Genomic DNA, 23,657 nt, shown 5'->3' with positions numbered 1-23,657 from the left:
TAGAAATATACAAATTAATCACTTGGAATTAATGACATTTAAAGTGAATCTTTATATTTCAATATTAATCCCGTTGCCAATGATGTTATAGGGATAGTGATGATTAAACCTATACTACCTACAATTGATCTAATAATTTCTGTAGCCATTAAATCTAAGTTGAGAATTTTAACTAAAGAGGCCTCATATGCCATAAAAACAAGTATCAAAGGAATAGAGCTACCAGTATAAGCTAAGATAAGTGTATTTGACATAGTCCCCATTATATCTTTACCAACATTCATACCAGATTTCATAAGCTCAGTTGGGCTAATGTCAGGATTTATTTCTCTTATTTCAAACATAGAAGAAGCTACAGACATGGCAACATCCATTACTGCTCCTAAGGCACCGATGATAATACCTGCAAAAAGTAGACCTTGGAAATTAAAATCTATATTTTGAGGAATAAACATTAACATGTGGGCTTCTTCACTACTAAGCCCTGTTAATCTAGCAGTCTTACCTATAACATAAGCTAATGTTCCTGCTATAAGTACTCCACCTAAGGTTCCTATTATTGCTGAAATTGACTTTATATTTAATCCTCCGATAATTACAAATGTAATTACAGTTATAAAAAATGCACTAAGAACGGTTACCCAAATAGGGTTATATCCCTTTAGGAATAAGGGAAGCATAACTTTTAGCACAACAAAAGCAGTAACAGAAAGTGTAATTAAAGATTTTAGTCCTTTCATTTTACCAATTACTATAAGTAATATAGCGAATAACGCTAAAATAATATAAAGGTAAGTATCTCTAACAAAATCTGCAATATACACATTAGGAACTCCTTCGGGAGTTTCTTGAATAGATAATATAACATTTGAACCTTTTTCTACAACAATATCAAAGGCTCGATTTCCACTTAAATTGTTCTCTACTAAAAAAATTTCATTCTTGTATTTACCAGTAGTCACCTTTACCTTTACTAGCTGTGAAGCCATATCAAAACTAGTGCTTTCTGATGCATATAGTTCATCTAAATCCACATCTGTAACAATCTCAACAACCTTACCTCTTTCAGTTAATGCATCTGTGTTCTCAGAGCTAGCAAGGTCACCATCAGCAAATGCAATTGGCGTAGCTACAAACAATAGTATTATGAAGACAGCAAAAAATTTCTTCAAATTATCACCCCATATATTAATGAATTCTTATTTAATTATAGCATTTGCCCAATAGAAAGACAATAATTAGAATGTTAGAGACTAGAACTAATTGACACTTCTTAGATTTATATAATAATATATAGATATATGTTTTGATTTTATCTTTAAATTTTAAGATAAATTAGTAAAGGAGGAAAATCCGTGGAAGGACAACCAAAGAGAAATAGGCTAGGAACCGAGCCAATAGTTCCATTATTGATAAAAATGTCAGTTCCTTCTATATTATCAATGATGATTCAAGCTGCATATAATGTAGTTGACAGTATTTGGGTAGCTAAAATAAGTAATAATGCTTTGGCAGCACTATCTCTAGCTTTTCCAATTCAGATGATTCTAATTGCCGTGGCAGTTGGAACTGGTGTTGGAGCTAGTTCACTTATATCAAGACTATTAGGTCAGGGTAGAGATAAAGAAGCTTCAAATGCAGCAGAGCATGTTTTAATTATGTCAGTGGTTTATGGCATAGTTATGGCAATAGGAGGACTGCTTCTATCAAAGAATTTAATTGGATTATTTACTGAAGATAAGGAACTAATAGAGCTTGGGTCCAGTTACATAAGAATTATATTATTAGGTTCAACAGCAATGTTTATTCCAATGATAGCAAACAATGTCTTAAGGGGAGAAGGAAATACTTTTATTCCTATGATATCTATGCTTATAGGTTCACTTATAAATATAGTATTAGACCCATTCTTTATTTTTGGGTATGGATTTTTCCCAGAATTAGGAATAGAGGGGGCTGCTGTAGCTACAGTAGTTTCACGTCTACTAAGTGGAGTTTTTATTGTATTTATACTATTCGTTGGTAAACATCAGATTAATTTGAACTTTAAGAAGTTTAAATTCGATTTATCAATAATAAAGGGTATATATGCTGTAGGGTTACCAGCTATGACTATTCAGCTATTAGCTTCTTTAATGATGTCTGGATTGAATAAAATACTAGCAGAGTCAGGTGCAATTGCTATATCCACTATGGGTATATACTTTAGATTACAATCATTTGTTTTTATGCCTGTATTTGGACTGAATCAGGGATACATGCCTATTATTGGATATAATTATGGTCATAATAATCCCAATAGGATGAAGGAGACCATAAAGCTAGGGTTTATTGTAGCATTTGTGTTTACTACATTGGGATGTCTTTTATTTCAGATTTTCCCTAAACCATTGATTAAACTGTTTAGTTCAGATGAAGAACTTCTAAGAATTGCTATCCATGCTTTAAGAACTATAAGTATTGCCTTTCCAATTATTGGACCTGCCATAATTGGTTCTACTACTTTCCAAGCAATTGGTAAGGGCGTTCCTAGTTTAGTTCTATCTTTTTCAAGGCAGATAATATTATTGTTACCATTAGCATATATCTTATATAATACATGGGGACTAGATATTATATGGTATTCATTCCCTATATCAGAAGGAATTTCTGCAATTCTCATGGCAGTTTGGTTAAGTAAGTCTCTTAAAAATGAGTTTAGAGTAATGGAAATGAATAGGTCTTAATTAATTTGTTGAGAATTAACAATTATATAATATCAGCATAACAAATCATTATTTATATCCTTGTATACTATCCTTGAAAGAATAATAATTCTTATCGAGGGGGAATCGTAATGATGGATATTGTTGAAAATTTTATTAAAGGAATATTGATAAAGAAAGACTTAGGATTAGAGCTATACAAGAAAAATGAATTGAGAAGAATATAAAAATACTGATATATGGAAAAACGCTAAAATATTTTATAAGAAGAACTTAAGAAAAAAACTGCCTCAAGAATTCTTGAGGCAGTTTTTTAAAATTTAAATGCAATGAACTTCATACTTAATATAATCTTTTTCAATATATATGAATTTTACAAATTGTACTGGGAAGAATCTGGTACAGCTTATTTGTTCCTCATTTCTAAACTCAACTGAAATACCTTCCTTTATACCTAGATAGCTTTCAAATCTCATTTTTTCCATCGGTTCAACTACAATGCTAATATTAGCACTATATCCTAAACCATTTGAATTCACTTCATTACTGCTAATGCAACTATAAAGTAAATTAATCTTCCATTTATTTTCATTTAATTGTTCTGCTCCTAAAAAGGTTATCTTATAATTAAAACTTTTATAATTGGAATGAAGCATATTACAACCTATATAGCCTTCTTTTGTCCAAACGTAATTGTTTTCCCCCATAAACTTTACCCCCTTTAAAATAAAATATATTTTTTCAAATATAAAAAAATTACTGAAATCAAGAAATTATATGATTCTAAATTTCTAATAAAGTAAAGTTAAACCTTCGTTTATAAGAAAGTAACTAGGGTAAGTGATTTATATACACCTTTTATAATCAACTAATAAAGGAGGATATAAATGGAACTTTTTAGAAAAGATGATTTAAAAAATTTAATTGAAAAAGGAGATGGAAATTGTATTTCTATTTTTATATCAACTAAAGAGAGTACCGGGAGAAACCCAAAAGGAGCAATAAAATTAAAAAATTTTTTAAAGAAGTCTGAAGATCAATTAGAGTCTAATGGATTAAAATCAAGTAATATAGATAAAATACTTAAGCCAGCTAAAGATTTAGTAGAGGACAGTCATTTTTGGAATAATCGTAGCGATGGATTAGCCGTATTTATATCTGAGGATTACTTTGTCTATTATCACCTTCCACTAGAGTTTCATGATGAAGTGATAATAGAAAATGATTTTTATATTAAACCACTGTTACCTTTAGTAACAGAAGATGGTATATTTTATATATTAACTTTAAGCCAAAATGATATAAAACTTTTACATTGCACTCGTGAAAATATAAGTGAAATTGGATTGAAGGATATACCAACTAGTTTATCAGAGGCTCTAAAATATGATGACCCTGAAAAACAAATTCAATATTCATCCCATAGAGGAACTGGTGGAAGAAATGAAGCTCTTTATTTTGGAAACGGAGATAGTAGCGAAGATTCCAAACAAGATATTGTTAGATTTTTTAGGAAAATAGATAAAGGATTGCATGATATTTTAAATGAAGAAAATGCACCAATTATATTAGCTGGAGTTGATTTTTTACTTCCTCTATATAAGAAAGTAAACACATACTCAAACTTGATGGAAGAAGGGATAGTAGGAAATCCTGAGGATATTTCACTAGAAAAATTACACAATAATGCTTGGGAGATTGTTAACCCTTATTTTAAAGAAGAAAAAATAAAATCAATAGATGAATATAAAAATTTAAGAAATACTAACTCTACTTCAAATAATCTAGAGAAGATAGTATCTTCTGCATATTTTAAACGAATAGATAAGCTATTTGTAGCTGATGGACATCAGAAATGGGGAGAATTTAACCCAACTAAAAATAAAATTAATATGATGAAAAAAGAAGAAAGTTCTAGTGAAGATTTACTAAACTTTGCAGCTATTCATACTCTTATAAATGGAGGAGAAGTATATAAGGTAGAATCAGAAGAAATTTCTGGAGAGAATTTAGCTGCTATTCTTAGATATTAGAAGCATATTTGTAAAAAATTCAAATATATTGCTAAAGGCGGTAGGGGAAACCTACTGCCATTTCTTCTTTATAAGAGTATAATAATATGGCAATTTATGATAAAATTATTTTATTAAATTTAAAAGGACGGGATTTAGATGAAAGAGAAGGTATCTTTGATTAGATGTAATGATTATAATTTTGATAAGGTAAAAAGTTCTATAATCGATAGTTTTCATAACTTAGGAGGAATAGAGAAGTATATTGATAAAGGTGAGACTGTTTTACTCAAGCTTAACTTGTTAATGATGAAAAAACCTGAAGATGCAACAACTACACATCCTGTTTTTACTAAAGCTTTAGCTCAGGTATTAATTGAATATGGAGCAAGAGTTATTATTGGTGATAGTCCTGGTGGGCCATTTAATAACACACTTCTAAAAAGGATATATAAAACTTGTGGAATAGAAAAGGTTGCTGAAGAAGTTGGCGCTGAGCTCAATTATAATACTAATTCAATGGAAATAGCAAATGACAAAGGATTAATACTGAAAAGGATAACAGCTATAGAAGTATTACAAGAGGTAGATAAAGTAATATCAGTTTCAAAGCTTAAAACTCATGGAATGATGACTTTTACAGGTGCAGTCAAAAATATGTTTGGTGTTATACCTGGACTAGAAAAAGCAGAGTATCATGTGAGATTTAAAGATTATGAGTCATTTTCAAATGCTTTGGTAGACATTTGTCTAGCAGTTACTCCTACGCTATCGTTTATGGATGGAATTGTGGGAATGGAAGGTGCTGGACCTAGTGCAGGAGATACTAGAAAGGTTGGAGCAGTAATTGCGTCAACAAGTCCCTATCATTTGGATGTTGTTGCCACATCAATTATCGGATTGAAATCTTCTAAGGTACCAACAATACAAAGATGTATAGAGAGGAATCTATGTAAGGGAAATCTAGAAGATATAGAGCTGTTGGGAGATAGTTTAGAAGGATTTATATTAAATGATTTTGTTGTACCTGAGACTAGGAGTTTAGACTTACTTGATGGAATACTACCTAAATTTGTGAGTAATTTATTCAATAACTTAATTCAACCAAAACCTGTATTCAATCATGATAAATGTGTTGGTTGTTCAGATTGTGCCGAAAGCTGTCCACCTGGAGTTATTGATATGATAGAAAATCGTCCCCATGTTAGTTTAGAAGGATGTATAAGGTGTTTTTGTTGTCAAGAGCTATGTCCAGCTGAAGCTGTAGATATTCATAGACCAATACTTATGAAATTATTGTCAAAGATGTAAGACCACAAAATGTGGTCTTTTTCAATAGCTAAATAACCAAATATTGGTTGTAAAACTTAGATAATGATTATAAAATAATTATAGTAATAAAATAAATTAAAAAAGTATATTATATTTTTAATATAGGGGGTCACTATGAAAAATATAAAATTAAAAAATGATAAAAATCTATATATTAGAGAGGCAAAGGTGGAGGATTCTCAACAGTTAATTGATTACGTTAATAGTATAGCTGGAGAATCTGAATTTTTAACCTTTGGTCCAGGGGAATTTGGAATTACAGTTGAACGAGAAAAAGATATAATAAAATCATATATTGAAGAAAAAAACAAAATATATTTAGTTGCATTGATAGATAACCAAATTAAAGGTTCAATTAACTTTTCTGGTGGTGGCAGAGGTAGAACTGAGCATACTGGCGAATTTGGTATAAGCGTTAGTAGGGAATATTGGGGATTTGGAATTGGTAAAGAATTATTATCTTATTTACTAGAATGGGCAAAGAAGACTAAAATGATTAGAAAAATAAATTTGAGAGTTAGAAGTGACAATGATAGAGGAATAAGACTTTATACTAACCTTGGATTTGAAAAAGAAGGACTCATAACTAGAGATTTCTACATAAATGGAAAATTTTACGACTCAATTCAAATGGGAATTAAAATAGATTAAATAAAAGGAACAATATGGTAATTATTACGTCTAAATATATTATAAGCATGGAACATAGAGGGTGATTAATTGGGGAAAAAACAATATATAATATTTTTAATTGTTATAATAATCACAATCATTGCTTTGCTAACTCTATTTGAATTTCAAACAGAGATGAGTATTACAATATTTGATAAATCTGATAATAAAGCAACATTCTTTAGAGGAAGATTATTTAATTATAATATACAAGGAATTAAAAATGATAAAAGTTTATTTCATTCAAAGCTAGTTAAGTTTACTAAAAACAAAGTAAGTAATCCAATAATTATGAAAAATATGAAAGATAATAACATTATTTTTCAAAATCAAGATGAAATAGAGATATACTCTTCTGAAGGGACATTGTTACATGAAATAGAAGTTGGAAAAGGAAAAGATATAGGATATATACTAAGTATTGACTCTTCAGACTTAAATGGAGATTCAAGAGATGAACTCTTAATTATAACAGGAAAGACCAATGGAAAATATGGTGAAAAGATGGTTATATTGGAAGTGAATTCTTCTTTAAACAAAATCTTAGATTACTCCTTTGGAGATATGAATCCCTGGAAGGTTCAGGTCTGTGATATTGATGGAGATGATAGAAAAGAAATAGCGATTACAATGTATAAGAAAACAGAATTTCATCCGATTATGGCTAATAGACCATATATTTATGAATGGATAGACAGAGGTATATTTCCTAAATGGAGAGGATCAAGACTATCAAGACCTTTTGATGATTACATTTTCCTCGATATTGATAATGATAAAGCTGACAATATAGCTTCTATTGAACTACTACAAGACGGTAGAAAGATAATCAACTTATATCAATGGAAGGGATTCGGATTTGAAAGTATGGGAGAAAGCAAGGAATATGATGACATTATAGATATTAAGAAAGCTAAAAACAATAATAATTTAATTGATATTCAGATTAAAGAAGGAAAATCTATCTTATGGGTAACTCTTAAATATAATGATGGAGAATTAAAAGAAATAAAAAAGCAAAAGGGTATATCGAAAAATCTAATTTTAGAATAAGTTTATATCATAATACAGAAGGGCTTAATTTAAATGAGAAAACTACATATTTACAAATTTAGAATAACCTTATATAAAACTGTATTGTGCAATTTCTTTGATTAATTTATTTGGGGGGATATTAGTGTATAAAAAGAGAATAATTACTTATTTGACATGCTTTTTCTTAATTATTACTAACATTGTTTTGCCAGTTGGCTGTACAGTAGAGAAGAAAAGTGAAGATGGAGTTGAAGTATCAAATCAAGAAGATAATCTTGACACAAATACTCATTCTGAGAAAGATAAAGTTTCTCAAAAAGAAGAAAGTGATGAAAACAATATTGATGAAGATGAAAATAATCAAAAAGATAAGGTTAGTTTTATCTCAGAAAGACCTAGAAAAACCATAGAAGTGCCATATGAGCCAATTTCTTTTGAAACAACTGTGCCTTCATACAGTATTAACAAGGATTTATCCGATGTAGTTAATCTAGATCAATTTGGCAATTTCACAGAAGAACAAAAAAGTCTTATAAGTCAAAATGGATTTGTCGTTATTCCCACTAAAGAAGAACAATTATTTTATATCTATGAGAATAATGAATATCTAAAGGTACCGTCCTTTATTAGTACAGATTCTGTACTTCAGGTATATCATATATTCTTTGATTATTCTTTAAGAACTTTAGAACTGGAAAAACTATTGGGAAAAGTTGAGAAATTAACAGAAAGCATGCTTGATAAATCAGTCTATCTATATAATGAAGTAAATAATGAAGAAATAAAGGAAGCTTTATTAAAGAATATAGCCTTCTTTTCAACAGCATGGATTAGTCTTGATAAAGAGCTACCAGAGGGTTTACCTGAGAGAGCTGTTGAAATGGCAAATAATGAATATGATTTAATTAGGGAACAGAGTGGGTTTAAGCAATCTAACATTTTTCCTTACGAGTTAGATTATAGTCAATATAAGCCCAGGGGTCATTACACTAGAAACGATGATTTCAAAAGATACTTTAAGGCTATGATGTGGTATGGTCAAGCGCCATTTCCTCTATATAAAATTAGCAATGATAATAATAAGGTAAGAAACATAGAACAAACCTTACAAGCTTTATTAATAACATATAGTGTGTTCTTGGATAAGGATGGATCAAATGATATTGAGTTATGGGAAAATATTTATGATCCAACTAATTTCTATGTAGGAAGTTCAGATGATTTAACAATATATGATTATAAAGATCTTTTAATAAAGGTTTATGGAGATAATCCAGATATCAATACACTTAATTATGAGAAAAAGTTAGATGAGTTATATTTAGAAACAGATAAACTGCCAGAGCCTAAAATCAAAGCTAAATATACTGCAGTTACTACTCCTGTAGGTAAGCAGCTAAGATTTATGGGTCAAAGATATGTACCCGATGCTGAAATCGTTCAGGAGCTAGTTGAACCAATTATTAGACCTATACCATCAGGATTAGATGTTATGGGAGTTATAGGTTCTGAAAGGGCTTTGGATATTCAGACTAATATTAATAATGTTGATGAGCAATGGCCAGGTTATATGAGTAACTTTAATAAAATGAAAGAAAAAATGGATGCTTTAAGTGAGGATAAATGGAAATCGAACATGTATTATGGATGGATGTGGACATTGAAAGGCTTACTTAAGGAGTTTGAGGATGGGTATCCTTCTTTTATGACCAATGAAGCATGGGAAGACAAATCGTTATCCACAGCATTGGCAAGTTGGGCTGAGTTAAAGCATGATACCATTTTATATGGAAAACAAAGTGGAGCTGAGTGTGGAGGAGGAGAAGAGCCACCTAAGATTAGAGGATATGTAGAGCCTAATGTAGAGGTTTATGAAAAGTTACTATGGCTAACTCAATATTCAAGAAAAAATCTTAAAGAGCGAGAAATTTTAACAGGAGGTTTAGAAAGTAAGCTTCAAAGGTTCGAAGACCTACTCCAGTTTCTTTTAAATTGTTCAGTAAAAGAATTGAGAAATGAAGAACTAACAGAGGATGAGTATTATCAGTTATTAACTTATGGAGGGCTATTAGAATATTTAACTAGTTCCTTTGCAGGAGATGGTATGAGATGGTTTGAAATAACTTCTGAAACCGATAAGAATATGGCTATAATAGCAGATATTCATACTATAGCTCCAAATGAATTTAGCCTAGGAGGATATTTTGAAGTAGGAGTGGGTCCAGCTTATGAAATTTATGTAGTAGTTCCTATTGATGGGAAGCTATATCTTACAAGGGGTGGAGTATTTAGCTATTATGAATTTGATTCAGATAAAAGGCTTACTGATGAAGAATGGCAAAGGATTCTTAAAGAAGATAAGCAACCATCTCAACTGAAATGGATGGATAAATTTATTAATGGTGAAGAAAAAGAAATTCCTATGCCTACTGAACCTTATAGTTCAGGATGTTGATTAAAGAATGAGGGCATATGGAGTGAAAAATATAGTGTTTATATCACTTATAGCCTTTATAATCGGGATGTTAGTTTTAGGTTATTATATACAAAGAGATAAGAGAAAAGTAGAAGTTACCGCCGTCGGAGATATATTGTTGGCTAGAGGTGTTAAAGATAGAATAAACCAAAAAGGAATTGAGTATCCCTATGAGAAAGTTGAGGAGATTCTTCACAAGAAGGATATAGTTTTGGGAAATTTAGAGGGCCCAATTTATGAAGGAGATTATGGAGTTTATAAGGCGCCATACTTGGTTTTTAAAGGTGTTAAAGAAAATGTTCCAGCTCTAAAACAAGCAGGATTTAATATCTTAAATCTTGCTAACAATCATTCAATGGACTATGGTAGTCATGGATTGTCGAACACAATGGATATGCTAGAAAGATATGATATTAAATATATGGGTGCTGGGGAAAACTATCTAGATGCTAGAAAACCATTGATAATTAATAAGAAAGGTATGAAAATTGGATTTCTAGGCTATAGTATATTTCCACCAGAGGGGTATATTTATCTTGCAAACAAGGCAGACATAGCCAGAGTAGATTTTGACAAATTAGAAGTTGAAATAAAATCAGCCAAAGAGAAATGTGATTTTTTGATAGCATCTTTTCATTGGGGTAATGAGTATGAGAACTATCCAAGTGAAAATCAAAAAATGTTAGCTCATATGGCTGTAGATAGTGGAGCAGATATAATTATTGGACATCATCCTCATGTGCTACAAGGTATTGAAAAGTATAAAAATAAGTATATATTTTATAGTTTAGGAAATTTCATATTTGATAGACAAATTCATCAAGAAACAGATAAATCTATTATTTTAAATATATCCATAGAAAAGAATAAAATTAAGGAAATATCTTTATTTCCTATAATAATTAAAGACTGTCAACCAAGTATTGCAAAGGGAGAAGAGGCAGAATATATATTTAGTAGATTAAGAAGCTATAGCGATGGAATGAGTACACAAATAGTTTATAAGAAAAATATAAGTGTAGTAAAATAGTATAAAGAAACAGTTGTATTAACTGTATTAGTTAAAGTCCTAGAAATTTCTAGGACTTTTCTATTAGAAAAAACATATGATAATAATAAGTTTTGCTCGATTATTAAAAGCAGAATTTAGGATAGTATTGTGTTTGGTAACCTTTTATAATACCACAAGCTAGTCGTTTACCTGCATTACCAGAGGGTTGACTTCTATAATCATCAGGATTTTGATGAATTATTATTGATTTACCTATAATATCAGTAACGGTAAATTTATTTGTAAAAAAACACATATTAGCCCTTCCATTGTTAGAAAATAAAACTGGAAAATCTCCAGCATGATTGCCATGGGGTTGGTCATTGGGATTCCAGTGCCCTCCTGCATCTTGAAAAGGTTCTTCAGAGTCACCAATGCTACAATTGCCTTTATCATGTATATGAAATCCATGGGGACCAATGGGAGCTTGACCATTCTCAGCTGGCTTATATGATGGGAGACCAGTTATATGAGCACAAACATTAGTACCATTTGGAGCAGGGGTAAATACAACATAACCTTTTAGATTAGGGGCTAATGGACCACCCTGTATATCGGCTCTTGCCATTATTCCATAACTATTATGGTCATAATACATAAAATCACATCCTTATAAAATAACTTATATATGTTTTATATATAATATGTTTTAGAAGGTAATATGTTAAGTTAAAAGCCAAATAGAGTAAGAAGAAATTTAAAATAATTATTATAACCTAATTGAGCACATTAACCCAATGAGACTGCATATAATAATTTTAAATACTAATTAAGGTGAGTATAGATTGAATAAATATTAAACATAAATGATAAAAGAAAAGATGTTAAAATATTAACTAATATTAGCTAATAAATAGGTTTAAGGTATTTCAAGGCATTTGATAATATTTTAACGAAAATTTACATGTGCTATATTTACAAATAATCAAAAGATTTTGTTGATAATAACTATAATTATTTGTATATAATTACTAATTTTAAAAACCTTTTTCTTATGCTATAATTATGGCGAAGGTGAATAGATAGTAACTATTATGAATAAGAAAACAATGAATAATGTTCCGTATGAGGATAATGCGAGATATCTATTAAAGATAGCCGACGAAGCAATGCTTTAGGTAGCCAACCTAAAGTAGAAACTTTCAGGCAAAAGAAACATTATCTGACGGAGCTCTGGAGAGACCTATTTTAGGCGCCGAAGATGGAAATACTTTATAGCTTTCTTTTGTAGGGTATGAGTCTTTCAGGTAAAAGGACAGAGGAATATATAGGCATAGTTTATTTATGTGCCCGTATATTCCTTTTATTGTCTATGAAAATGTTTTCATAGAAGCTATTAAATATTGCTAATGTGGTTATTAATAATGTGAGGGAGGAATGTAAATGGAAGGGTTAAAAAAGACAGCTCTTTTTAAGTGTCATGAAGATCAAGGTGGAAAAATAATTGATTTTCAAGGATGGGCTTTACCAGTTCAATATGAGGGAATCATTCCGGAGCATGAAGCAGTTAGAGAAAAAGCAGGAATTTTTGATGTTTCTCACATGGGTGAAGTTGAAGTAGTAGGAGAGGAAGCATCTGACTTTGTCCAATATTTAGTTACAAATGATATAACTGTTTTAGAAGAACAGCAAGTTCTATATTCCTTTATGTGCTATGAAGATGGAGGAGTAGTTGATGACCTACTAGTTTATAAGTATAGTGATAAGCATTATCTATTGGTTATTAATGCAAGTAATGTGGAAAAAGACTTTAATTGGATACAAAAAAATGGAGAGCAATTTGATGTTGAAATTAAGAATATATCAAGTGAGATCTCTGAGGTAGCACTTCAGGGACCAATGGCACAAGAGATATTACAGCAATTAACTCAGGAAGATTTATCAGAAATTAAGTTCTTCTATTTCAAGGAAGATATTGATATTGCTGGAGTAAAATGTATAGTTTCGAGAACGGGATATACTGGAGAAGATGGTTTTGAAATATACACAGAGAATAATAACATTACAAAAATTTGGGAAAAAATTATGGATGTTGGAGCAAGTAAAGGACTTAAGCCTGCTGGCTTAGGAGCTAGGGATACATTAAGATTTGAAGCTACCTTACCTCTCTATGGAAATGAAATCAGTTCAGAAATCACACCATTGGAAGCGGGGTTAGGATTCTTCGTAAAACTAAATAGTGACGATTTTATAGGAAAGGAGGCGTTAGTTAAACAGAAAGAAGAGGGACTGAAAAGAAAAATTGTAGGATTTGAAATGAAAAAAGGAATTCCAAGACATGGTTATGAGGTATACAAGGGTGATGAAAAAATTGGATTTGTTACCACTGGATATTTCTCACCAACATTAGAGAAAAAGATAGGCCTAGCATTAATAGATATTGACCAAGGGCAAATTGGAAACCAAATTAGTATAAAAGTTAGAAATAAAATGTTTGATGCAGAAGTAATTAGTAAGAGGTTCTACAAGAAAAATTATAAGAAGTAAGTAAAATTTAGTTTAAAAATTAAAATTGTATGTTGAATTGTTTCTTCAATATTAATAATTAGGAGGGTGTTTTATGAAAGTATTAGAAGGTTTATTATATTCAGAGAATCATGAGTGGGTAAGAGTTGAAGGAAATAAAGCTTATCTAGGAATAACAGATTATGCACAACATGCTTTAGGGGATATCGTGTATATCGAATTACCTGAGGAAGAAGAAGAATTTGATGCTGAAGATAGCATTTGTACAATTGAATCAGTTAAGGCTGCATCAGATATATATACTCCAGTATCAGGAACAGTTGTTGAAATAAATGAAGACTTAGAAGATGACCCAGGAGCAGTTAATGCAGATCCTTATGAAAATTGGATAGTATGTATAGAATTATCAAATAATAGTGAATTAGAAGAGTTAATGAGCCCAGAGGAATATAAAGAGTATTGTGAAAAGGAGGAATAGGCATGTATCCATATATTCCTAATACTAAAAAAGATGAAGAAAAGATGCTGTCTTTTTTAGGAATAGATTCAGTAGAAGAGCTTTTTAGTGATATTCCTAAATCTATTAGACTTGATAGAGAACTTGATTTAGATCCATCAAAGTCTGAAGAAGAAGTAAGAAAGACTATGAAAGATATGGCAAAGAAAAATTTGAGCGCTGATGACTATACTTGCTTTTTAGGAGCAGGTTCATATGATCACACTATACCATCAATAGTTCCTCATTTAATATCAAGAAGTGAATTTTATACTTCCTATACACCTTATCAAGCAGAGATAAGTCAAGGGACATTACAGGCTATATTTGAGTTCCAGACTATGATAGCTGATATTACGGGGATGTATGCTTCTAATGCATCTATGTATGATGGACCAACTGCTACAGCTGAAGCGGCATTACTAGCTGCGGCTCAGAAAAAGGGAAATACAGTAATTATTTCTAAAACAGTCCATCCTGAAGTTAGAGAAGTAGTTAAGACTTATATGAAAATTAGAGATATTAATGTAATTGAAATAGACGCAAAGGATGGAGTTACTGATTTTGGACAATTAGAAAGCAATTTAAGTAAAGATACAGTAGGAGTAATAGTTCAAAATCCAAATTTCTATGGAATAGTTGAAGATTATACTGAGGTTGAAAAGGTTACTCATGATAATAAAGCATTACTAATTATGAATGTTGACCCAATTTCACTGGGAATGTTAAAAACTCCTGGAGAATATGGGGCTGATATAGCTGTTGGCGAAGGCCAACCACTAGGGAATAGTTTAAACTTTGGAGGTCCTTATCTAGGATTTATGGCTACCACTAAAAAGCTTATGAGAAAAATGCCTGGAAGAATAGTAGGGCAAACTGTTGATAAGGATGGAAAAAGAGCATTTACATTGACATTACAGGCTAGGGAGCAGCATATTAGGAGAGAAAAAGCCACTTCAAATATATGTTCAAATCAAGCATTAAATGCTTTAGCTGCAACTATTTTTATGGCTGTCCTTGGAAAAAATGGATTGACACAGATGGCTGAACAAACAGCTCAAAAGGCATATTATGCATATAACAAGTTAATAGAGACTGGAAAATTTAAGCCAGTTTTCCAGAAGCCTTTCTTTAGAGAGTTTGTTTTAGAATCAGAGATTGAAGTTGAAAGGTTAAATAAAGAACTGCTTAAACATAATATTTTAGGAGGTTATTCAATAGAAAGAGATTATCCTCTTCAAAAGAATCAAATTCTTCTATGTGTTACTGAGAAGAGGACCAAGGAAGAGATTGATTACTTAGTTAAAGTTATGGAGGAGATAATATGAAAAATTATGATCAATTAATTTTTGAAATCTCTCAAGAAGGTAGAATAGGGTATAGATTATCACAGTTTGAAGATGATAACACTAACATTGATAACATAATTCCAAAGGAGTTACGTAGACAAGATGAATTAAACCTGCCAGAGTGCAGTGAAAATCAGGTTGCAAGACATTATACTTTAATAAGCAATAAAAATTTTGGTGTAGACACAGGTTTCTACCCACTAGGATCTTGCACAATGAAATATAATCCTAAAATCAATGAAGAGATTGCAGGATTAAGTAAGTTTTCTAGATTGCACCCATATCAGCCTGTTGAGACAGTTCAAGGTGCTCTAGAACTTATGTACAATTTAAATACAATGCTTAGTGAAATAACAGGAATGGATGAGTTTACTCTACAACCGGCGGCCGGAGCCCACGGTGAATTAACTGGGCTTATGATTATTAAGGCTTATCACCAAAAAAATGGGGATTATAATAGAACTAAGATAATAGTTCCTGATTCTGCCCATGGAACCAACCCTTCCAGTGCCCATGTGGCTGGATTTGATGTAGTAGAAGTTAAATCTAATAGGAATGGTGAAGTTGATATTGAGAGCTTAAAATCTGTTTTAGGAGATGATATAGCTGGTCTAATGTTAACTAACCCTAACACTCTAGGATTATTTGAAAAAAATATTGAGGAAATTGCAAAGTTAGTTCATGAAGCAGGAGGATTACTTTATTATGATGGAGCTAACACAAATGCTATTATGGGAAAAACGAGACCTGGTGACATGGGATTTGACGTAGTTCATTTGAATCTTCACAAAACATTTTCAACTCCCCACGGTGGAGGTGGACCAGGGAGTGGTCCTGTTGGAGTGAAGAAGAATTTAATTGAATTCTTACCTGTTCCAATAGTAGAAAAAGAAAAAGAAACTTATAATTTAAATTATGACAAACCTAACTCAATTGGTAAAATAAAAGGATACTATGGTAATTTTGGTATTCTAGTTAGAGCTTATGCATATATACAGACTATGGGTGGAGAAGGACTGAAAAAAGCTACAGAAACAGCAGTTTTAAATGCAAACTATATGCAGAAGAAGCTAAAAGAATATTATCACTTGCCAGTTGATCATATTTGCAAACACGAGTTTGTATTAGGTGGGTTAAAGGGAGATTTAAACGAGGTTACTACTTTAGATATTGCAAAACGATTGTTAGATTATGGATATCATCCACCTACAATTTATTTCCCGCTTATTATTGATTCTGCAATTATGATTGAACCAACTGAAACTGAGAGCTTAGAAACTATAGATGGGTTTATAGAAACAATGATAAAAATTAGCAAAGATGCAGAAGAAAATCCTGAACTAGTGAAAAATGCCCCACTCAATACACCTGTAAAAAGGGTAGATGAGGTTCAGGCTGCTAGAAAACCAATCTTAAAATGGGAGAAAGATAGCTAGGAGGTTATTTATGAACAGAGATATTGTCATAATAGGCGGTGGTCCAGGTGGATACGTTGCTGCCATAAGAGGAGCTCAATTAGGATATAATGTAACCTTAATCGAAAAGCACAAGATCGGAGGAACATGCTTAAACTACGGATGTATTCCTACTAAAGCATTATATAGAAATGCAGAAATTTTAAATACATTAAAAAATATTGATGAATATGGAATTTCTGTAGATAACTACAGTTTTGATATAGAAAAAATACAATCTAGGAAGGCAGAGGTAGTAAATCAGCTTGTGACTGGCATTGAACAGCTATTAAATAGTAATAATATAGAGGTAATTGAAGGAACAGCCTCTTTCTTAGATAAAAACACTCTTAAAGTGATTAAAACAGATGGTAATGAGGAGCAAATATCTGCTAAAAACATTGTAATTGCTACAGGGTCAAAAGCTTTTCTTCCAAATATTGAAGGAATAGATTTGGATGGAGTATATACAAGTAAAGAGCTATTAGACTTTGAAGAAGTACCAAAGAGGCTTGTAGTTGCCGGTGGTGGAGTAATTGGTATGGAAATGGCAGGAATTTTTAATAGTCTAGGGTCAGAAGTCTCTGTTATACATTCTAGAAAATATCTTTTAAAGCAAATCGATAAAGATGTATCCAAGCGCTTTGCTTCATATATCAAAAAACAAGGAACTAAAGTAATTACATCGTCAAGAATATCTAAAATAGAAAAGGCTGAATTAGGATTAAAGGTGTATTTTACTGATAAAAAAGGTGAAAAACATTTAGATGCAGATGCTGTCTTGATTTCTACGGGAAGAAGACCTGTCGTGGATGGATTAAACTTAGAGAGTATTGGAATAGAATATGATGATAGAGGCATAAAGGTTGATAATAACTTTATGACTAATGTAGAAGGCATATATGCAATAGGAGATGTAAATGGTCAAATGATGTTAGCTCATGTTGCTTCTCATCAAGGTATTACTGCTGTAGATAATATTGCTGGATTACCAAATGAAGTGAATTATGATGTAGTTCCTAATTGTATATTTGTATTTCCTGAAATTGCTGCTTCAGGAATAACAGAGGATATGGCTAAGGAAAATGAAATTGAATGTAAAGCAAGTAAGTTTCTATTTAGAGCTAATGGTAAAGCTTTAGCATTAGGTGAACCTGAAGGCTTTGTAAAGGTTATTTCAGATATGGATGATAAGATAATAGGAGTACAAATTATGGGGCCCCATGCATCTGATTTGATACATGAAGGTACATTGGCTATAAATAAAGAATTATCAGTAACGGATATTAGTCATACTATACATGCTCACCCAACATTATCTGAGGCATTCATGGAAGCAACTATGGGATTGAATGATACAGCTATCCATTTAGCACCATTGAAGGGTAGAAGAAAATAAGAAAATATAAAAAAATTCTCTTGAATATATTAAGTAATAACAAAACCTGGCATAATTATGCCAGGTTTTGTTGTGTGTATTCTAAAAGCTTAGCAAAATAAACAGTACTAATATTATTTCCTCGATCATTTTCAAATTTATGAACAAGATTATATCCATTTCTTTCAAGTAATTTTAATTGAGGGAAGTTAGTAGACCATGTTCTCCTTACGATGTAAGGCATAACTAAATTAGTAGGTAAATTTTCCTCAATAAACGAATTAAAGCTACTAGCAATTCTCAGACCACGATAACTTGGGTGAACACATGCAATTTTTATATAATTACATGGAGTAAACTTAGCAATTAAGGGTTCGAAATAATCATGAAGGAAAACTGAAAATCCTACTAACTGTTCTTCAGCAAATGCTAGTAAGAACTTTGCGTTATCTAGAAAAAGACCTTCAAAATAATTCACTGGACCCACGTCATTGTTTTCTCTAGATGACAAGCTTGGATAAAAATCCTTGTCACATAGGCATAACAATTCCCACATTTGTGCCTTATAAGGCGCAATATCATTAACGTTGTCAACAAAATTAAATTTTATCATATTCACCTCGTCAAAAATTAAATTTTAAATTAAGGGCAAATTATAGTTTCTTCCTTTACATCCCTCCTAAAATTAGTCTGAGAACATAAAAATTATACAGTAAAAAAAACAGTAGTTCAATACATTTCTAGTAAAATTTTATTTTAATTTTTAAAATTCTAGACTAATGATTTAAAGAAAATTTTACCATAATAAATGTGATATAATTAAGTGAGAATTATAGTGCTAAGAATGATGAGTAAGTTTACTAGTTCTAATAATTAAGGTTGGGGTGATTAAATGCAAATACTTAGTAAAGAAACTTTTTTAAAAGCTAGTAACGTAATCAAAGAAAAGGGAAGACCTATAGATTTTTTTGTTTTTCAAAGTCATTTCTTTAAAAAAGACGAAGATAAGATAATCAATGAGCTTAAGAAATTTCAGAATGAAGATGGAGGATTTGGAAATAATTTAGAACCAGACTTTAGATTACCAAGTTCATCACCAATGGCAACATCAATTGCATTTCAACATTTAATAAAATTTGATGATAATATTGAAGCTAAGGAGATGATAATAAAAGGATTAGATTATTTGGAAAAAGTATTTATTTCAGAAAGAAATGGATGGTTGGCTATTCCCCAAAAAGTAAATGACTATCCTCATACGCCGTGGTGGCATGTTAATGAGGATACTGGAGAATGTCCCATTGATAATCACTGGGGAAACCCTTCGGCAGAAATCATTGGATATTTATATAATTATAGAGAGCATTTAGCTAAATTAAACGCAGATAAATTAGTTGATTATTCAATTGATTATTTAAATCAAAAAGATCAATTTCAATCCTTCCATGAAATATACTGCTATATTAGGTTATATAAAATTCTGCCATTAGAATTATCAGCAAGATTTTATGATAAGCTAAAAATAGCTTTAGGTGAACTAGTTAGTTTAGATTCCAAAGAATGGTCAAATCAATATGTAGCAAGACCTCTTGATTTTATAAAAGATCCTGAAAATACTTTTGGGATTGATGATATATATATTGAGGAAAACCTTAATTATTTGATTGAAATATTAGAAGAAAAGAATGCAATACTTCCATCTTGGGGAAGCAAATTTTATAACTCTGATATGGATAATGCTTGGAATGAATGGATAGGAGTATTAACATTAAGAGCATTATTAGTTTTGGATAGTTTTTCAAGAATAGAATTAGAAAAATAACATAAATGAGTTTACGCAATATGGTATATTATGGTTGTGAGCCACTGTATTATATGTTATAATTGGGACAAATTATGATGTAATCATGGGGGGGAGTTACCATGAATCTTTTAAGTTCTATTATATCTTTGTGTTGCTCCTTTTGGATGATAATATATCTATACGGGTTAAAAAGCACACACTCAGCGAAGTACAATCCTAGTTTCTATTTATTTAGTATTGTATTACTTTCAATTTCTGTATATTGTTTTTATTTGCACTTAAAAGATCAGGGGAAAATATAAAGTCTGACTTTTTAAAGTCTATAGTAAATAAGTATAATTAAGGGATAAGAAAGTGTAAGGTAACTATTAATACACATCCTTTGATTATACTTATTTTTGTTTTTGCAATATTACCTTTCATTACTTTTAATTATAGACTTACAATATTCTAAATTAGGAGTTTTATATGCTAGGAGAATTTTTATATGAAATTGCTAAAAATGAATTTGATAAAGAATAACAGAACTTATTTTGATAGGTAAATGGGGACTTACAATTGCCTATCAAAGTAGGTTCTTTTTTTTGGTGTGAGAAAATGTATTCAATCATACATATATTACCATCAATTTACTTAATATGCATGAAATGGTATAATTGTACATATAGAAAGGGGGAATGTAGGTGTTAAAAAATCACAATTTAAAGGTGCATTCTGATTTATTTAAGCAATATACAGAACTAAGAGTACAAGAAAATAGAGAACTTAATATTTCATTAATTAAAGGGAATTTAGTTAGAAATACTAAGAAATCTACAGGGGGAGTAAGTGTTAGAGTAAATAACAAAGGTTACTGGGGTTTTTCATCTATTCCAAGTTTTAATTCCGATGGTATAAAAAAATCAATAGAGCAGGCTAGCTATAACGCTAATTTTTTACAGTCAAAGGAGAATAAAACAAAATCAACATTTCAACCATCAAATCCAAGCTTTGAAATGGATTTAACAACTAAAAAAACTAAATTTACTCAGAAACAAATTATGGAATATATTAAAGAGGTAGATTCTTACATAGTAAATAAATATCCTAAGCTTAGTAATAGAGAAGTTCATATGCAGTGTCTAGATATGGAGAAAAAGATTTTAACCTCTGACGGAGCTTCTTTATTCTCTATGTTACCTAGGTCAATAGTTTATATAGCTTTGATCTTAGAAAAAAATGGAGAACCAGTAAGAATAACTGTTCCATTTGGAGGATTAGGACAATTTGAAGATAATTTTGATTCTCCTAGAAATCTATATGAAGAGATTGATAAAACATATAATCATCTACTAAAAAAAGCAGAGGCTATATATGCTGAAGCTGGAGTTAAGGAATGCATACTTGATGCTAAGCTTGCAGGAATTTTAGCCCATGAAGCTATTGGACACACAGTAGAAGCAGATTTAGTTCTTGGAGGCTCAGTAGCAGGAGATTACTTAGGGAAGAAAGTTGCCAGTCCATTAATAAGCTTGGTTGATTATGCAAATGAGTACGATGGAAAAATGTGCCCTGTACCAGTCTATATTGATGACGAAGGAACTGATGCAAAGGATGTTGTAATTATAGAAGATGGTGTTTTAAAAAGCTTTATGCATAATAAAGAATCGGCCCAACACTTTAATGTTTCTCCAACTGGAAATGCAAGGGCTTATCAATACTTTGATGAGCCACTTATACGAATGAGAAATACAGCAATTGTACCTGGCAAAAGTAGTATCGATGAAATGATATCCTCAATTGAAGATGGATATTATCTAATTCAACCTAGTAATGGTCAAGCGGATACAACAAGTGAATTTATGTTTGGAGTAACCCTTGGATATGAAATAAAGAATGGTAAGATAGGTAGAGCAATAAAGGATACAACAATTTCAGGAATAGCCTTTGACGTATTGGAAAGTGTATCCATGGTTTCTGATGAAATGAACTGGTCAGCAGGGGGATTCTGTGGCAAAAAGCAGATGATAACTGTAGGTATGGGAGGACCAGCAATTAAGAGTAAAATTAATCTGGGGGGTAGATAATATGAATGTAAAGGATACACTAAGATATTGCATTAACTCCCTGTCAGAAGCAGGAGTTGATAAATCTCAAACCTGGTTAACTAATAGTAAAAAGTATGAGCTTAACGTTGATGGTGGAGAAGTTTCGTTATTAAGAACTACTTTAGATACTAATTTAAAAGTTATAGCCATAAAGGATAATCGTAAGGGTGAGATTTCAATAAGCAAAGTTGACACTGAGTCAATTGATAAAGCAATAGAAAATGTTTTGAAAATATTGGAAACATCTGAAATAGATGAAGCTTATGATATTGCAGATCACCAAGAAGCTAAAACCTTTAAATCAGGAGATAAGGAAATTGATTTAGATAAAATGTATACACAATTAAAGAATTTTATAGAGAAAGTAAAAACTAAATTTCCAAAGGTTAATCTTGAACAGGTGATTATAGAGTTTAATAGAATAGAAAGATATTTAATGAACTCAAATGAAGTGGATTTTAGATCAACTACTGGAACCTATGACTTTACAACAATGTTCTCTTCTAAGGATGGTGAAAAGACAACTTCATTCAATTATACTGCCTTTTCATTAAAAGATTTGGAAAGAGAGTTAATGGATTGTAGTTCTATTGCTTATTTGTTAGAAGAATCTGTAGAACAGCTAAATGCTAAACCGTTAGAAGGTAAGTTTGTTGGAGATATAATAATAACGCCAGATTGCCTAGAAGGATTTATATCCTACTATAATGGGATTTTCCTAAGTGATTCAGCACTTATTTCAGGAACAAGTAGATTTAAGGATAAAATAAACGAACAAGTTGCAAGTAATAAGCTGACATTAAGGACTAATCCAGTAGATGAGGGAATAAGCAAGGGATACTTCATTACACCAGATGGTTTTGAAGCTGAAAACTTAACTTTAATAAAGAATGGTGTTCTTAAGAGTTTCTTACTTAGTCAATATGGTGCTAATAAAACTAATTTAACTAGGTCAAAAAATGTTGGTGGTGCTTACATAGTTGATACTGGTGATGAAGAACTAAAAGAGTTAATTAAAAATATAGATAAAGGTCTACTAGTATCTAGATTTTCTGGTGGGAACCCAAGTCCTTATGGAGATTTTTCTGGAGTTGCCAAGAATAGTTTTTATATTGAAAATGGAGAAATCAAGTATCCTATTACTGAAACTATGATTTCTAGTAATCTATGCGATGTATTTAAAAATATAAATGGAATATCTAAAGAATATGTTGACTTTGGAACTGCTATATTGCCTTGGATATCAGTATCTGGAGTTACTATATCTGGGAAATAATATATTTATTAGTAAAAGTCTTTCTACTTTATTAGGTAGGGAGACTTTTATTTTTTGTGTTATT

Annotated in this window: 19 protein-coding genes and 1 riboswitch; of the genes, 15 read left to right on the top strand and 4 right to left on the bottom strand. The window is 31.0% G+C overall.

What is annotated here, in order from left to right:
- Nucleotides 1-38 precede the first annotated feature (38 nt).
- Entirely contained in the window at nt 39-1,172 is a 1,134-nt protein-coding gene (locus tag JMO20_RS16260) for a YibE/F family protein (RefSeq protein ID WP_202710761.1), read from the bottom strand.
- Nucleotides 1,173-1,355: 183 nt separating this feature from the next.
- On the opposite strand from JMO20_RS16260, the gene JMO20_RS16255 reads away from it, so the two are divergent.
- Nucleotides 1,356-2,726 (top strand): MATE family efflux transporter, encoded by a 1,371-nt coding sequence (locus JMO20_RS16255; protein ID WP_341534050.1) that lies wholly within the window; start codon nt 1,356-1,358, stop codon nt 2,724-2,726.
- A gap of 299 nt (nt 2,727-3,025) precedes the next feature.
- On the opposite strand, the gene JMO20_RS16250 is transcribed toward JMO20_RS16255, so the two are convergent.
- Complete coding sequence (locus JMO20_RS16250) at nt 3,026-3,412, bottom strand: hypothetical protein (protein ID WP_202710760.1); 387 nt, start codon at nt 3,410-3,412, stop codon at nt 3,026-3,028.
- 180 nt (nt 3,413-3,592) lie between these two features.
- Between JMO20_RS16250 and JMO20_RS16245 the strand changes: the two genes are divergently transcribed.
- From JMO20_RS16245 to JMO20_RS16220, 6 genes are all read left to right on the top strand, one after another.
- Entirely contained in the window at nt 3,593-4,738 is a 1,146-nt protein-coding gene (locus JMO20_RS16245; RefSeq protein ID WP_202710759.1) for a baeRF7 domain-containing protein, read from the top strand.
- A 138-nt stretch (nt 4,739-4,876) separates the two neighbouring features.
- Nucleotides 4,877-6,028: a DUF362 domain-containing protein gene (locus tag JMO20_RS16240; protein ID WP_202710758.1), complete on the top strand. Its 1,152-nt coding sequence runs from the start codon at nt 4,877-4,879 to the stop codon at nt 6,026-6,028.
- Nucleotides 6,029-6,163: 135 nt separating this feature from the next.
- On the top strand, nt 6,164-6,700 hold the full coding sequence (locus JMO20_RS16235; RefSeq protein ID WP_202710757.1) for a GNAT family N-acetyltransferase: 537 nt from the start codon (nt 6,164-6,166) through the stop codon (nt 6,698-6,700).
- A gap of 69 nt (nt 6,701-6,769) precedes the next feature.
- Nucleotides 6,770-7,774: a hypothetical protein gene (locus tag JMO20_RS16230; RefSeq protein WP_202710756.1), complete on the top strand. Its 1,005-nt coding sequence runs from the start codon at nt 6,770-6,772 to the stop codon at nt 7,772-7,774.
- Nucleotides 7,775-7,898: 124 nt separating this feature from the next.
- Nucleotides 7,899-10,211, top strand: coding sequence for a DUF3160 domain-containing protein (locus JMO20_RS16225; protein ID WP_202710755.1), 2,313 nt, complete (start codon nt 7,899-7,901; stop codon nt 10,209-10,211).
- Nucleotides 10,212-10,233: 22 nt separating this feature from the next.
- Nucleotides 10,234-11,262 carry a CapA family protein gene (locus tag JMO20_RS16220; protein ID WP_202710754.1) on the top strand — a complete coding sequence of 343 codons (1,029 nt, stop codon included), beginning with the start codon at nt 10,234-10,236 and terminating at the stop codon, nt 11,260-11,262.
- A 103-nt stretch (nt 11,263-11,365) separates the two neighbouring features.
- Here JMO20_RS16220 and JMO20_RS16215 read toward each other — a convergent pair whose 3' ends face one another.
- Nucleotides 11,366-11,881: a superoxide dismutase family protein gene (locus JMO20_RS16215; RefSeq protein ID WP_202710753.1), complete on the bottom strand. Its 516-nt coding sequence runs from the start codon at nt 11,879-11,881 to the stop codon at nt 11,366-11,368.
- 565 nt (nt 11,882-12,446) lie between these two features.
- A riboswitch (glycine riboswitch) is annotated at nt 12,447-12,552 on the top strand.
- 114 nt (nt 12,553-12,666) lie between these two features.
- Between JMO20_RS16215 and gcvT the strand changes: the two genes are divergently transcribed.
- The 5 genes from gcvT (at nt 12,667) to lpdA (ending at nt 18,447) form a co-directional block, all read left to right on the top strand.
- Nucleotides 12,667-13,770 (top strand): glycine cleavage system aminomethyltransferase GcvT, encoded by a 1,104-nt coding sequence (gene gcvT / locus JMO20_RS16210; protein ID WP_202710752.1) that lies wholly within the window; start codon nt 12,667-12,669, stop codon nt 13,768-13,770.
- 73 nt (nt 13,771-13,843) lie between these two features.
- Entirely contained in the window at nt 13,844-14,227 is a 384-nt protein-coding gene (gene gcvH, locus JMO20_RS16205; protein ID WP_202710751.1) for a glycine cleavage system protein GcvH, read from the top strand.
- Between the two features lie 2 nt (nt 14,228-14,229).
- Nucleotides 14,230-15,573, top strand: a complete 1,344-nt coding sequence (gcvPA, locus tag JMO20_RS16200; RefSeq protein ID WP_202710750.1) for an aminomethyl-transferring glycine dehydrogenase subunit GcvPA — start codon at nt 14,230-14,232, stop codon at nt 15,571-15,573.
- Entirely contained in the window at nt 15,570-17,030 is a 1,461-nt protein-coding gene (gcvPB, locus tag JMO20_RS16195; protein WP_202710749.1) for an aminomethyl-transferring glycine dehydrogenase subunit GcvPB, read from the top strand. The genes gcvPA and gcvPB overlap by 4 nt, the downstream gene beginning before the upstream one ends.
- Nucleotides 17,031-17,040: 10 nt before the next feature.
- On the top strand, nt 17,041-18,447 hold the full coding sequence (gene lpdA / locus JMO20_RS16190) for a dihydrolipoyl dehydrogenase (protein WP_202710748.1): 1,407 nt from the start codon (nt 17,041-17,043) through the stop codon (nt 18,445-18,447).
- A gap of 55 nt (nt 18,448-18,502) precedes the next feature.
- Here lpdA and JMO20_RS16185 read toward each other — a convergent pair whose 3' ends face one another.
- Nucleotides 18,503-19,039, bottom strand: a complete 537-nt coding sequence (locus JMO20_RS16185) for a GNAT family N-acetyltransferase (protein WP_202710747.1) — start codon at nt 19,037-19,039, stop codon at nt 18,503-18,505.
- A 279-nt stretch (nt 19,040-19,318) separates the two neighbouring features.
- Here JMO20_RS16185 and JMO20_RS16180 point away from each other — a divergent pair, with 279 nt between their 5' ends.
- The 3 genes from JMO20_RS16180 to JMO20_RS16170 all read left to right on the top strand — a co-directional run bounded on the left by JMO20_RS16180 (nt 19,319) and on the right by JMO20_RS16170 (nt 23,593).
- A complete protein-coding gene (locus tag JMO20_RS16180; protein ID WP_202710746.1) occupies nt 19,319-20,248 on the top strand; it encodes a hypothetical protein in 930 nt (309 codons plus the stop codon).
- A gap of 665 nt (nt 20,249-20,913) precedes the next feature.
- Nucleotides 20,914-22,296: a TldD/PmbA family protein gene (locus JMO20_RS20665; RefSeq protein WP_341534049.1), complete on the top strand. Its 1,383-nt coding sequence runs from the start codon at nt 20,914-20,916 to the stop codon at nt 22,294-22,296.
- Between the two features lies 1 nt (nt 22,297).
- On the top strand, nt 22,298-23,593 hold the full coding sequence (locus tag JMO20_RS16170) for a TldD/PmbA family protein (RefSeq protein WP_202710745.1): 1,296 nt from the start codon (nt 22,298-22,300) through the stop codon (nt 23,591-23,593).
- Nucleotides 23,594-23,657: the final 64 nt, after the last annotated feature.

Origin of the sequence: Sporosalibacterium faouarense, assembly GCF_016765695.1 — a bacterium.
Lineage (GTDB): Bacteria > Bacillota > Clostridia > Tissierellales > VENL01 > Sporosalibacterium > Sporosalibacterium faouarense.
The sequence above is the reverse complement of the archived record's forward strand: the minus strand, read 5'-3'. Positions and strand labels throughout refer to the sequence as shown.

What these genes read in the sequence shown, in the direction of transcription:
- JMO20_RS16180 (WP_202710746.1), top strand. Translation starts at nt 19,319, where the DNA reads ATGCAAATACTTAGTAAAGAAACTTTTTTAAAAGCTAGTAACGTAATC.
- JMO20_RS16170 (WP_202710745.1), top strand. Translation starts at nt 22,298, where the DNA reads ATGAATGTAAAGGATACACTAAGATATTGCATTAACTCCCTGTCAGAA.
- JMO20_RS16245 (WP_202710759.1), top strand. Translation starts at nt 3,593, where the DNA reads ATGGAACTTTTTAGAAAAGATGATTTAAAAAATTTAATTGAAAAAGGA.
- gcvT (WP_202710752.1), top strand. Translation starts at nt 12,667, where the DNA reads ATGGAAGGGTTAAAAAAGACAGCTCTTTTTAAGTGTCATGAAGATCAA.
- JMO20_RS16250 (WP_202710760.1), bottom strand. Translation starts at nt 3,412, where the DNA reads ATGGGGGAAAACAATTACGTTTGGACAAAAGAAGGCTATATAGGTTGT.
- JMO20_RS16215 (WP_202710753.1), bottom strand. Translation starts at nt 11,881, where the DNA reads ATGTATTATGACCATAATAGTTATGGAATAATGGCAAGAGCCGATATA.
- lpdA (WP_202710748.1), top strand. Translation starts at nt 17,041, where the DNA reads ATGAACAGAGATATTGTCATAATAGGCGGTGGTCCAGGTGGATACGTT.
- gcvPA (WP_202710750.1), top strand. Translation starts at nt 14,230, where the DNA reads ATGTATCCATATATTCCTAATACTAAAAAAGATGAAGAAAAGATGCTG.
- JMO20_RS16185 (WP_202710747.1), bottom strand. Translation starts at nt 19,039, where the DNA reads ATGATAAAATTTAATTTTGTTGACAACGTTAATGATATTGCGCCTTAT.
- gcvPB (WP_202710749.1), top strand. Translation starts at nt 15,570, where the DNA reads ATGAAAAATTATGATCAATTAATTTTTGAAATCTCTCAAGAAGGTAGA.
- gcvH (WP_202710751.1), top strand. Translation starts at nt 13,844, where the DNA reads ATGAAAGTATTAGAAGGTTTATTATATTCAGAGAATCATGAGTGGGTA.
- JMO20_RS16240 (WP_202710758.1), top strand. Translation starts at nt 4,877, where the DNA reads ATGAAAGAGAAGGTATCTTTGATTAGATGTAATGATTATAATTTTGAT.
- JMO20_RS16235 (WP_202710757.1), top strand. Translation starts at nt 6,164, where the DNA reads ATGAAAAATATAAAATTAAAAAATGATAAAAATCTATATATTAGAGAG.